10 protein-coding genes and 1 pseudogene are annotated in these 12967 nt (G+C 29.9%); 2 read left to right on the forward strand and 9 right to left on the reverse strand.

Features of this window, described 5'->3' with window-relative positions; translation table 11 throughout:
* Positions 1-92 precede the first annotated feature (92 nt).
* From Q3304_RS18375 to Q3304_RS18405, 7 genes are all read right to left on the reverse strand, one after another.
* Positions 93-1418 carry a uracil-xanthine permease family protein gene (locus tag Q3304_RS18375; protein ID WP_054271451.1) on the reverse strand — a complete coding sequence of 442 codons (1326 nt, stop codon included), beginning with the start codon at positions 1416-1418 and terminating at the stop codon, positions 93-95.
* A gap of 1016 nt (positions 1419-2434) precedes the next feature.
* A complete protein-coding gene (locus Q3304_RS18380) occupies positions 2435-4036 on the reverse strand; it encodes an N-acyl-D-amino-acid deacylase family protein (RefSeq protein ID WP_407814698.1) in 1602 nt (533 codons plus the stop codon).
* 105 nt (positions 4037-4141) lie between these two features.
* A complete protein-coding gene (locus tag Q3304_RS18385; RefSeq protein ID WP_054271453.1) occupies positions 4142-4819 on the reverse strand; it encodes a hypothetical protein in 678 nt (225 codons plus the stop codon).
* A gap of 13 nt (positions 4820-4832) precedes the next feature.
* The gene (locus tag Q3304_RS18390) at positions 4833-5528 is read right to left on the reverse strand and encodes a DUF5058 family protein (RefSeq protein WP_054271454.1); all 696 of its coding nucleotides are present in this window, start codon (positions 5526-5528) and stop codon (positions 4833-4835) included.
* 55 nt (positions 5529-5583) lie between these two features.
* Positions 5584-6783, reverse strand: coding sequence for a dipeptidase (locus Q3304_RS18395; protein ID WP_407814699.1), 1200 nt, complete (start codon positions 6781-6783; stop codon positions 5584-5586).
* A gap of 259 nt (positions 6784-7042) precedes the next feature.
* Positions 7043-8635 carry a sigma-54 interaction domain-containing protein gene (locus tag Q3304_RS18400; protein WP_407814700.1) on the reverse strand — a complete coding sequence of 531 codons (1593 nt, stop codon included), beginning with the start codon at positions 8633-8635 and terminating at the stop codon, positions 7043-7045.
* Complete coding sequence (locus Q3304_RS18405) at positions 8632-9072, reverse strand: hypothetical protein (protein ID WP_407814701.1); 441 nt, start codon at positions 9070-9072, stop codon at positions 8632-8634. Before Q3304_RS18405 ends, Q3304_RS18400 begins: the two co-directional genes overlap by 4 nt.
* 246 nt (positions 9073-9318) lie before the next feature.
* Between Q3304_RS18405 and Q3304_RS18410 the strand changes: the two genes are divergently transcribed.
* Together Q3304_RS18410 and Q3304_RS18415 are read left to right on the forward strand one after the other, a co-directional pair.
* Positions 9319-9792 (forward strand): MarR family transcriptional regulator, encoded by a 474-nt coding sequence (locus Q3304_RS18410; protein ID WP_054271457.1) that lies wholly within the window; start codon positions 9319-9321, stop codon positions 9790-9792.
* 148 nt (positions 9793-9940) lie between these two features.
* Complete coding sequence (locus tag Q3304_RS18415; RefSeq protein WP_407814702.1) at positions 9941-11176, forward strand: MFS transporter; 1236 nt, start codon at positions 9941-9943, stop codon at positions 11174-11176.
* A gap of 244 nt (positions 11177-11420) precedes the next feature.
* Here Q3304_RS18415 and Q3304_RS18420 read toward each other — a convergent pair whose 3' ends face one another.
* Together Q3304_RS18420 and Q3304_RS18425 are read right to left on the reverse strand one after the other, a co-directional pair.
* The gene (locus Q3304_RS18420) at positions 11421-12230 is read right to left on the reverse strand and encodes an alpha/beta fold hydrolase (RefSeq protein ID WP_054271459.1); all 810 of its coding nucleotides are present in this window, start codon (positions 12228-12230) and stop codon (positions 11421-11423) included.
* Between the two features lie 189 nt (positions 12231-12419).
* Positions 12420-12890 (reverse strand): annotated as a pseudogene (locus tag Q3304_RS18425) (metallopeptidase TldD-related protein); the annotation flags it as partial.
* Positions 12891-12967 lie beyond the last annotated feature (77 nt).

Consider the following 12967-nt stretch of genomic DNA (forward strand, 5'->3'; position numbering starts at 1 on the left):
CTATTGGGTTTCCTTCAAAGTTCAATCCTATTTTTGGTAAAAAAAATAGAAGCAAGGCGCTCCTTCTTGGATATCCTTTAGAATTACGTTCTCTAAGCTTTACAACTTACTTCACTCTCAACTACATCTTCCTTTTCCTTAGGTAATATGATATTTAGTATTAGAGATAATAAAGCTGTTCCAGATATACCAGTCATTAAAGTGACTACTATACTTGGTAAAAATGCTAATGCAGCTTGATTAAAATAACCACCCATACCAATACCTAATGAAACTGCTAAAATTGTTATGTTACGATTTGTCATTTTACCCATACCAATAACTTTAATACCTGATGATGCAATTGTTCCAAACATCATAACTAATGTTCCTCCAATAACTGGATTTGGCGTTAAAGCTAATATTTGTGCAAACTTTGGAAAAAATGCTAAAATCCCTATTATTACTCCTCCAAGTGCTACTATATACCTACTTGCAACACCTGTCATACAGATTATGCCTATGTTTGGGCTACCTGATATAACTGGAAGCCCGTTGAACAAAGCTGCAAAGCAACTTCCAACTCCATCTGCTCTTACTGCTCTCATCAATTCTTTTTGTGTAGGTAATCGATTTTCAACAGAGCTGACAACACCTGTAGTGTCTCCTATTATCTCCATAACTGTCACAATATGAATCGTACATATGGTTACAATAGCCCCTAAGTTAAACTCCAGTCCCCAAAATACAGGTCTTGGCATCGCAAACCAATTTGCTTGTGCCATACTAGAAAAGTCAACCATACCAAATATCACTGCTACTATATACCCTATCACTATTGAAATTATTATAGATGCCACTTTCAGAAAACCTTTTCCAAATTGATTTAAAATTAGTGTCAATAACAGTGTAAATATAGCCAAAGAAAAATTAGCAACTACATCAGGGCTATGAACATCAAATGATACTGCATAGTCAAATGAAGAACTCATAAGTGATAACCCAACTGCTAAAACAACACTTCCTGTAACTGTAGGTGTAAAATATTTATGCAAATATTTTACTGCATATGGTCCTACTAAAGTTAAGACTAAACTTCCTACAAGTACTGCCCCAAAAGCTCCAGCAATACCGACATCATTATTCGTACTTAAGGCAATTAATGGTGCTACAAAGGTGAAACTACCACCAGTAACAATTGGTAACCGTGACCCTATTGGCCCAATCCCCATAGATTGCAGTATGGTGCTCACTCCTGCAATCAACATCGAACATTGAATCAAAAATGCAGTCTCACTTAGTGAGAGACCCATGCCAACAGCTACTAAAATAGCACCAGACATAGTACCCGCAAAAGCAGAAAAAACATGTTGCATACTAAGCGGTATTGCTGTTAGAAGCTTTGGCTTGTCGTTAAATCCATACTTGTAATTTTCCATATCTTACCCCTTATCGCTCCCGCCATTGCCGCCAAATGTATGGAGCTATGTAATAAATTATTAGTAACCTTAAAAGTTAGAGCCTAATAAATATTGCACAGTTAAATTATGAAGTTTTAGTTATACATTTTGAAATTAGAAAAGCTCTAATTTAAGGAGTGGCGGAGGATTACTTACTAAAAAAATAAAACGTTTGCCTTAGCATTATTTTTATTTTCTGTAAACTAGGTAATTAATCCGATTTTTAATTGTATTATACAGTCACGATTTTAGACTGTCAAGATTATTCTGACAATTTATTTTCGTCTTTATTCGAATTTCTTAAAATAAAAATAATACTTATTTTGTAGAATAAAGTCAGTATTAAAATTCTTTAATTCTTAAATTATAGTTATTTTTTTATCATTTCCAATCAACTTTATAAGATATATATAAACAATTCCAACTCAATCTAATGCAACTTTACATGTTATATTCCTACAATAAACATAATATATAACACTCACCAAGCCCCCTTCTTAACCAGTTAGAATTATTCTCCATCAAACAACTGTCATACTATAATAAATACTACATTTTACATATACTAATGACTAATAAATATATCTCTAAAATTCTAACTATATGTTATATTATTTTAATATATACAACATAATTTCAATTGTTTCTATGACCTTTAAGTCGTAAAATATATAATTATTCCTTTAATGTAGTTTTTATATAGCCGTTATACTTTTATCATTTTTTGTTTATAAAACATTTTTTCCAAAGCGATATAATTATTTATTTATCTAATTTTTCTACATAATTTAACGATTAAAAATATTAATTTTTCATTGTATAATGAAAATATTTTTTGTATCTTTTTTATATTCATCTTCACTATTATTAAAATAAATTAAATTTTATTACTAAAAGTAAAAACGAAATATGATTTTTATTTAAATAAATTTCACACTTCGTCTTTACTTATTGGATACTTATTTTATTTATAAATTCCTATTATTTTCAAGAATTTATTTTTTTAATACTTCACCACATTGAATATCAGTGACCTTCCCCTCCTCCAATGCGATTTTACCATTTACAATTACATATTCAACACCTTTAGCTAATAATTGTGGTTTTGAGAAATCAACTTCTTCTGACCTAGGATAACTATAGTTTTCTATATCAATAACAACTATATCAGCTATTTTTCCTTCTTCAAGGATACCTCTATCTTTTATTTTAAATTGTCTAGCTGGTAATGAAGTAACTCTTCTTACAATTTCTTCTAGTCTTACACCTGATTTTCTATACATATTGAAGAAAATTGGAAATGCTCCTCTTCTTTGTAGTTCAAACCATGACATATCTCCACCTACACTAAACAAACAATCTGAGCCAACCATAACAAATGGATTGTCAATTATTTTATTATTATGTAATTTATCTGGGAAATCAGCTCTATACATCCCACCTAAACAAAATATAAGCTCTTCATCTCCATATAAAAGTAAATCAAGTAATAATGTGTCTTCATTCACACATTTTTGAATGGCTATTTCACGTATTGATTTTTTTTCTATATCAGTATCTTTAGTGTTTAGAAGTATTATACTTCCTCTATCTCCAAGTATAAATGCCTCTTTTAATATAAGTGCCCTTCCTTCTTCATTTTTAAGAGCATCCATTACTCCATCCATACCTAGCTCAAATAAGCTAGATGATATTGCCATAATAAATTGAATCACTCTTTTCTTCTTCATACAATGACCAGAACTTCTTGGTACTGTATCAACCATTATATCAACGCCATTGTATCTAGCTCTTAATATCTCATCAAAGGCTTCTATTTCAACGGGGCTTAAGTGAGATACTTGTACTCTAGCCCCACTTTTTTGACCAACCTCTATAGTTTCTTTTACTGCATTATATCTTCCTATATAATCTCTGATATGGGATGTATATATACCATCATGCTCTTTAATTAACTTTGCGATATCAACCAGTTCATCGATATCAGCATACTTACTTGGAATATATGCCAATCCAGTAGATATTCCAAAAGCCCCACTTTTCATACCATCATTTATTATATTTGTGATTTCTTTTTTTTCTTCTTCTGTAGGTGGCCTATCTTTAGAGCCTCCCATAACACTCCATCTTATAGTTCCATGACCCAATAAAAATCCCATATTGATAGAAATACCACTTTTAGATATAAGGTCACAATATTCTGTAAAATTATTCCAATATTTATTTTTATCTATAAGATATTTTTTCTCTTCTTCAAGTAATAAGCCGTTTTTATACATATATTCATATACATTTTCAGAAGAATATGGTGTTATAGAATGCCCACAATTACCATTTATAGTTGTTGTAACTCCTTGTTTTAGGAATTTTTCAAATTTGCCATCTAGTATTGCTACTATCTCTTCATGAACATGAGGGTCAATAAATCCAGGAGTTATAACTTTTCCATGACAATTAATTATTTTGTTTGTTTCTTCATTTATCTCAGAATCTATTTTAACTATTAAATTGTCTTTAATTGCTATATCTCCATAAAAACCAACATCTCCAGTACCATCTACTATAAATCCATTTTTTAAGATTAAATCGTATATCAAGATATTCCCTCCCTAAAACTGTACTTTTAAGTAATTTTTTCTGTAACTTTTTGTACATTAAAACTGAATTATAATATTTAAGAATTTATTATCATTTAAATGTTATTAATCACTAAGTTTATCTTTATACATAGCTCTTGCAATTAATATAGTCCCAAATACACATATAAGAACTACTAAAGATTGTGGTATTATACCTTGCTTTGATAGTGTAATCGTTAATACAGATATTACAATTGCTACTATACCTAATTTTTTATCTTGTAAAAATACTTGTCCAAATACTGACCCAAATAAAGCTGGTAATATTAAATTTAGTTTTTCTACTACTTCAGCTGGAATCTTAGATAATACACTTCCTCCTAGAATTACTCCTATAGTTAATATACTTATATTCACTAAGATAGATACAGCTATACCTATTGTAGATATTATTGAACCTTCTTCTGTTCCTGATTCAACTTCTGCTGCCTTTTGAGCTGCTATTGAACATGGTAGTCTCATATTAGATATATTTCCAGAAAGAAAACTCATATAAGTTCCTGGTATACCTAAAATTGGCGAATAAGAAACTGGCTCTATTATGTAGTTTGGAGCACTCATGCTAACAATTGCCATTGTACTTGCCAATAATGCTGATATTGGAGGCATAATACCAAATCCAAAACTCAAAATTATTCCAGGAACCAAAGCTGCTATAATACCTAAGGATAATGTCAATCTTCCATACCTTATCATAAAAGGTAAGTACTCTTCATTGTATATAGATTTTACTTTACTCATAAAACTTCCCCCTTTATATTACTGAAGCTATTATCATTCCACTGAACATTGATATTGTAAGCCCCCACTCTCTTAACCATTTTATATTTTTCTTTTTTTCAATCATACATAATATTATCATTATAGCCATCCCACTTATACATGCAATTGTTCCATTATCAAAACGTAACACCCTATCAGCATTTAAATATGCAAATGAACCTAGCATCGCTCCTAAAGATATTATTGGTATAAATGATTTCTTTCCACTAGATATAACATTAGTTATCTTATCCAATTTATGCCCAAACAGTAACGTGAATATTATCCATCCTAAAGAACCAAGTATCATAGTCCAAACTGCATTTGTAAATGCCAATTCTGTCATTTCAGGAGAACCCAAAGTTATACCTAGCGCATCTGTTCCAAACCCTGCTGACATAGATTCAAAAATTACAGAACCTATAAACGATAATCTCATCCATGCTATAGGTCCACCCATTGTAACTATAAGCGATACCATTCCAGCAAATATAGTCATTGAAGGTCCTATAGCTGAAATAGCACTACTTTTAACAGCTGATTTTATTTGTTTATCTGTTATTCCCATTGTTTTACCAACTTTACAAGACTTTATAGCAAATATAAGGGATTGTACCACTACTATTGATACTGCTACTGTACTTGCTATCCACAAGAGTGGATGATTAGCTAATTTTAAATAATCCATTTATAAAACCTCCCTATAAATCCTCAACTTTTATTAATACTTCTACTCTATTTACTTATTTCCATACCTGCTTTAACACTCTAAGTATATTTCCTCCTAGTACCTTTTCTATTTCCTCATCACTGTACCCATTTTTTACTAAATATCTAACAATATTTTTTGAAGTCTCAGTTGGATTCTCAAGCCCTTTTACATATTCTACTTTAGGATGTTCTTTTGTACCTGTTATCTTTTTTATATCAAATTTAGCAGCTAACACTGAGTGTAATTTTACATGGTCACCATATACTGTATCTGGACCAAATGCTACATGGTCTATTCCTACTAAGTTTTTGATATACTCAAAATGCTCCATAAATGAATCTATTGAATGTTCTTTATTTTTCTCAGTTATAGTAGTATGAGGTGCTGCTTCTACACCTATAACTCCTCCTTTTTTAGCACATGCTATTAACACTTCGTCTGGAGTCAATCTTTTCGTATCCCATAATCCTCTTGCTCCAACATGACTTAATATTATTGGGTCTTTACTATACTCTATAACATCAAGTGTTGTTTGTACTCCAACATGAGAACAATCTATTGCCATACCAATCTTATTCATTCTTTCAATAGCTTTTCTACCAAAATTTGTAAGACTTCCATCTTTTTCTTCTTTTAATCCAGAGCCTAATGCATTGGATTCACTGTACGTGATTCCCATTAACCTTATACCAAATCCATATAATATATCTATTCTATCAAGCTCATTCTCTATTGGTGCTGCTCCTTCTAGTGTTGGTATCAATGCCACTTTACCTTCACTTTTAGCTCTATATATGTCTTCCACTTTTTCACACTTTATAACAAAATCTTGGTGTGCTAAATCACATAACCTCATACCTAAATCAATTAGTATATCATCCCATTTCCATCCAGCATTTGATGTTATTGTGCACACACCATCCATTAAATTATCAAATATAGCATCATAATATCCTCTTGACAATGCTTCATAGGCACATCTTTGTTTTCCTTCTCTGTTGTATTCAAATATATCTCTTTCTAAATGTTCTGGGAATAAAACTGGATGTTCATGTAGAGATATAAATACTTTTTCATCTACTATACTTTTAACTTTAGCTTCTTGAACATCATCTAACTCGATAAGATACTCTTCTACTCTCTTATCTCCTTTACACATCTCAATAGATGAGATATCTTTTCCCTTTTCTAAATAACTATAAGCTTCGTATCCTTTATAAGCTGACTTCATAACAACATCCTCCAAATTTTACAATTTTTTTATATTTTCACTATATAGCAATTGATATGCCAAAATATAAGTTTTAATTGCACATTAAATTTTTCAAAAAATAAAAACGGTAGTAAAATGACAATTTACTACTGTTTATTCGAAATAATATTTTTTATTTTTAATTCAATATTTTTTAAATTATCTCAATATTTGAAATAATTTTATTTGTCTAAGATTATCTCAGGGGATTTTTAGGGGATTTTTTATTTTTAATCCCCTATATTTCCCCCTTAAATTTTACATATGATATAAAGTTCTTTCCCTCATCAGTTATAAAGCTCCCTTGTTTTTTTACTCCAGATGATAGTAATCCATGATTTTTTAACTTATCTATTCTTTTTCTAATTTGGTCTACACTTAATGCTATGCTTCTTTCTTTTAAAATTTCTTGTAATTTATTTCTTCCTAAGGATATATTTTTATTATTCCAATTTTCTATACTCATCAATATACAAATACTCTCACTAAAGAAATTTGATTGTTTAAAATCTAGTATAATTGAATCAAAATTTTCATTAACTAGAGTATTGTTATTTTCAAATTTAAATTGTTCTGGCAAATGCTCATAGTCTACCCTATCTTCCTCCACTATGGTGTCTATATAATAAATCAAATTTTTAAGTTCTCTTACATTACCTGGCCACTCATACAGTTTTAATACCTGCATCGACTTTTCTGTAAAACACTTATTACTATTTATTTCATTCAAGAAATACTTACTTATAAGAGGTATATCTTCCTTACGTTCTCTAAGCCTAGGTATTTCTATATGCAATACATTAATCCTATAATACAAATCTTCTCTAAAAGAACCTTCTTTGATTTTTTTCTTTAAATCCTTATTTGTTGCAGCTATAATTCTAACATCCACAGGTATAATTTTACTTCCTCCCATTCTCATGACTTCTTTTTCTTGTAAGACTCTTAACAATCTTTGTTGTACATCTAGAGAGATGTCACCTATCTCATCCAAAAAAATTGTTCCTGTATGTGCTCTTTCAAATATCCCTATTTTTCCACCTTTTATAGCTCCTGTAAAACTTCCCTCTTCATAACCAAAAAGTTCGCTTTCAATAAGTGTATCTGATAAAGAAGATAGATTTACTGCAACAAAGGGCTTATCTTTTCTTAGAGATTCATTGTGTATTGCTTGAGCAAATATTTCCTTTCCTGTTCCATTTTCACCAAGTATCAACACAGAAAAATCTGTAGATGCTATTTTTCTTGCAATATTAATCTTTTCTTTTATTATTTTACTTTCGCCTACAACATTATCAAATGTGTACTTTGATACAAATCCTTTTGTCTGAAATTTGTTTTGAATCTTATCCTCAAGTATCTGAATTGCACTTATATCTTTAATACTTATAATACTTTTTATACGTTCATTATTTTCATACACATTTACTTTATTAATTATGAGTTTTTTGTTATTTAGACTCACTACTTCATCACTAACTTCATCCTCTTGAAAAAATATTTTTTTAATAATTTTATCACTAAATAAATCCATAAAATTATTAGATATAATCTCATTTTGGTCTATCCCAACTAGATTAGAAAATACTTTATTGCAATATATAAACTTTCCTAGCTTATCAATAGAAGCAATACCTTCATCAATAATCTCCAAAAAACTCTTCATAGTTTTATTCATAGTTGTATAATACCTATATCCACTTACTGTATCTTCATTATATTTTTCTTTAATAATATGTAACTTATCTATAGATATGTTCAGCTTTGTAAAGATTTCTATGACTGTATTTATATCGATTATTTTATCCCCTATATCAATTATTTGCTTCACATTTTGTGGTACATTATTTCTACTTCCTGTAATAATCCCAATTTCACATTTAGACTTATTGCATCCTGGATAATATGAATTAGGCCTAGTTTTCTAATTATCTTGGCTGTTTCATCTGCTGACTCTTTATAATCATCTATGACCATAACTTCAGAATCATTTTCTATACTTATTATCTGGTTTATATTTTCAATGTTTATTGTACGATGTATTATTACAATAGGTATATTTTTATCGATATTATTGTGTATATGTTCTTTTATCTCATTATCTGAACATACTATAAGCTCATACTTTAATACTTCAATATCAATTCTATCTATATAGACCAAGTTATCTATATTACAAAATTCTCCAAATATATTTTCTAACTGTTTTGATGTATCTATATTTATTTTGTCATCTGTTGATATAAATAAAATATTATGTTTTTTCATACCATCACCTCCTGTTTAGTGAATATAGAAACTAATAATTTGGTCTATTGTAGCACTTTTTGAAAAAGTTTTAAATCTTAAAAATCATATTTTATATCATTTGGTATTATTTTCTACAAAAAGCCTGTGTATGCTGTCTTTTTTATATATCATTTAATTTCTAGTATGATTATTTTGACGTTGTTGAAATAATAACAAAAATTTAATATAATATTGCTAATGCATCAACGAATTGGAGGATGGTTCATGAATAAAGAAGAACAAGTCATAACAGGCTTTAGGAACTTATTTAACAAACTGGCTTGGCTTAATAAGTCTAAGATGGAAGAAGCTCTTAAGGATTATAAACCTTCTGAGGTACATTGTATAGAATACATTGCAAAAAATACAGATTCCAACGTAACAAAACTTGCAGAATCTTTTTATATGACTAGAGGGGCTATGAGTAAAGTAACTAAAAAACTCATGAAAAAAGGCTATATTGAAAGTTATCAAAAACAGGATAATAAAAAAGAAATCTATTTTAGGCTTACTAAGCAAGGAAAAGCAATTAATAAGGTTCATGAGGAACTTCATAGAGAATTTCAAGAAAGAGATAAAACTGTATTTGAAGATGTAACAGAAGAACAACTTAACAGTATGATTAACCTTGTAGAAAAATATAATAAGCATTTGGACGCAGAGATTAAAAAACTTGATATAGATATTAAATCAGAATAAATTCAAATGAATAAAATTACAGGCAACCAGACTCTAATGAGAACAGGTTGCTTTTTTATTTCCAATTTTTGTTGACAAAGAAACAAAACGATGATACGATAAATATGTTTCCAAGGAATCAAAATCAACTTTTGAAAGGAGAATTTAAATGTTCAAATTTAAATCAAACAATAAACAAAACACAGAACAAACTCTAAATAAAAAAGCTTTAACATTTGGTCTTATGTCTGTGTTTCTTTGTGGAATAGGCTTCAGTATTATAAATCCTGTTGTCCCATTCTTAGTACAGCCTTATATAACTAATCCTCAAAATCAAGCTATAGTCGTTACTCTACTTACATCCATTTATGCATTCTGTGTATTTTTTGCTGCTCCTGGGCTTGGAGCTTTGAGTGACAGATATGGTCGACGCCCTTTACTCTTAATATGCTTCTTAGGCTCTGCAATTGGATACTTAGTCTTTGGTATAGGAGGAGCTCTATGGATACTATTTGTTGGACGTATAATAGAAGGTCTAACAGGAGGTAGTATAAGTACTATTTTGGCATATTTTGCAGATATCACTCCTATAGAACAACGAACAAAATACTTTGGATGGGTTAGTGCAGTTGCAGGTGCAGGTGCTGCTATAGGACCCACTATTGGTGGATTACTTGCAAGATTTGGTTATTCTGTACCTATGTATTTTGGTGCTACAATTACTTTATTAAATTTTATCTATGGATTCTTTTATATGCCTGAGAGCCTTGACAAAACTAATAGACTTAAGAAAATTACATTGGCGAGATTGAACCCATTCACGCAACTCACGAATGTACTTTCAATAAAGACATTAAAAAGGTTGCTTATATCAGGATTTTTACTTTGGATACCTAATGGCTCTTTGCAGGCTGTCTTCTCTCAATTTACATTAGATACTTTTAGTTGGGGACCTACACTAATTGGACTTATGTTTTCAATTATGGGTATACAAGATATAATCTCACAAGGCTTTATAATGCCAAAACTTTTGTTAAAATTTAGTGATATACAAATAGTAATTCTAGGAATGGTTTCAGAGATTACAGGTTACTGTTTTATAGCCACATCAGCTTTATTCTCATTCTATCCTCTTTTTATTATTGGAATGTTTATATTTGGCTTTGGTGATTCAATCTTTGGACCTTCATTTAACGGCATGGTATCCAAATCTGTAGATTCTAGTGAACAAGGAAGAATTCAAGGAGGTAGCCAGTCAATTCAATCTTTAGCAAGAATAATTGGACCTATTATTGGAGGTCAAATCTATGTATTATTTGGTCATGCTTCTCCTGCTTTTATGGGTATAATACTTATATCAGCAGCTATATCAGTCCTATACAAGGGTATACAAATAAATGAGTGAACACATACTTTATTCAGATAAGTATCTATTTTTATTTTCGATTATATATTTATTAATATTATTTATAAAGAAATTTTTTCTAAATAATATACATAACACTTAACTTTAGGAACATATAATAATAGGGTCTCAGAACTAGTGATAGTTCTAAAACCCCATTTGTCTATAGTATATGAAGTGACATAAGACTTCATCTATACCACTTTATATAATATTACTTTATTTTAAATATTCTAAAATATTTCTATCCCTCTAAAAACTGTAAAAATTCCTGATTAAATAGTTTGAGTTCATCATAGAATATAGCATGGCCACTATACTCAAAAGTATATAAAGTTGAATTTTCTATTTTTTCATTCATAAAAACTGCAAACTCATATGGGCATACCTGGTCTAGTTTTCCATGAAAGATACCTGTTGGCACTCTTACACATTTTAAATCGTTAAATAATTCTTCATCTCTTAAAGATACTGCTGTTGCAATTGTACCAATGCCTGATGCTCTAAAACCAATATCGTCAAACCACCTTCTAAAGCTTTCAGGTGGATTTGATGCAAATACTTTTTCTCCAAAATGGCTTACCATTGCTGGTCTATCAGTACATGCCTGAGCTATCAGTTTATTAACATCTTCACGTGTCATGCCATATGGAAACTCTGGAGGTCTTTGTACAAATGATGGTGCAGCAGCAGCAAACAATGCCAACTTTGATACTCCATATCCATGAAACAGGCTCATATATCTAAGTACAATTGCTCCTCCCATTGAAAAACCAACAAGAGTAAAATCTTTTAATCCAATAGCATGTACTACCTTATAAATATCATCTGCTAATTGGCTATAAGTATATCCTCCTGATGTTGCACTAGATTTACCAAAACCCCTTAAATCAATTGAAACTGTTCTATATCCGAGTTTTGGCAGTATGTTAGTTTGATATTCAAATATCTTATGTCCTAATGGCCAACCATGTATAAAAAGTACTGTTTTTTTAGCACTCGGATTTAAATCATAAACTGCTATATTTATATCATTTACATATACATAATACATATCAATAGCAACTCCCTTCAAGAAAATGTATGATAGTAATTTTATATATATGAATAAAATGATGAATAACTAAACTTTTGAGTTTATCTACAATACTTTTCTATTGCTTTTTTAAATAGACCTACATGAACCTTTTCATCTAAAATTATTCTATTTAATCTGGCTTTTTACTTATACAATTATTTTTAATTATTCATCCTTACCTGCTACTGATAGTTCTTTAATAACAACTGAAGGTGAACCTATACTACTCATTGGAAATTCCAAATCATCCCCTATAACTTCAATATCTTTCAACAAGTCAAAATAGTTCCCTGCTACTGTAATTTGCTCTACTGGAAATACTTTTTTACCTTCTTTAATATAAAAACCTTTAGCTGCTAAAGAAAAATCTCCTGTTACTGAATTTGCACCTGAATGAAGACCTGCGAAACTAGTAACCATCAAACCTTCACCTATATACTTCATAATTTCATCTAGAGGTTTATCCCCTTTCTCTATATAGAAATTAGTTGGATGTATACCTATAGGTGATGAATATGAAGATTTTATTCCATTTCCTGTAGTCTTTACACTTGCCTTATTAGCTGTCTTTAAATTATGAAGTAAAGTTATAAGCTTTCCATTTGAAATGACTTCTTTTTTAAATGTAGCTACGCCCTCATCCTGAACCTCCCATGACTAAAGTCACAGGGTTCCTGTTTCATAGAATTTCGCATACTAAAATATGTCTTACC

Source organism: Clostridioides sp. GD02377, from assembly GCF_045899875.1.
GTDB lineage: Bacteria > Bacillota > Clostridia > Peptostreptococcales > Peptostreptococcaceae > Clostridioides > Clostridioides difficile_A.

Coding starts and splice junctions, on each gene's coding strand:
- Q3304_RS18375 (WP_054271451.1), bottom strand. CDS start 1,418: ATGGAAAATTACAAGTATGGATTTAACGACAAGCCAAAGCTTCTAACA.
- Q3304_RS18385 (WP_054271453.1), bottom strand. CDS start 4,819: ATGAGTAAAGTAAAATCTATATACAATGAAGAGTACTTACCTTTTATG.
- Q3304_RS18390 (WP_054271454.1), bottom strand. CDS start 5,528: ATGGATTATTTAAAATTAGCTAATCATCCACTCTTGTGGATAGCAAGT.
- Q3304_RS18395 (WP_407814699.1), bottom strand. CDS start 6,783: ATGAAGTCAGCTTATAAAGGATACGAAGCTTATAGTTATTTAGAAAAG.
- Q3304_RS18405 (WP_407814701.1), bottom strand. CDS start 9,072: ATGAAAAAACATAATATTTTATTTATATCAACAGATGACAAAATAAAT.
- Q3304_RS18410 (WP_054271457.1), top strand. CDS start 9,319: ATGAATAAAGAAGAACAAGTCATAACAGGCTTTAGGAACTTATTTAAC.
- Q3304_RS18415 (WP_407814702.1), top strand. CDS start 9,941: ATGTTCAAATTTAAATCAAACAATAAACAAAACACAGAACAAACTCTA.
- Q3304_RS18420 (WP_054271459.1), bottom strand. CDS start 12,230: ATGTATTATGTATATGTAAATGATATAAATATAGCAGTTTATGATTTA.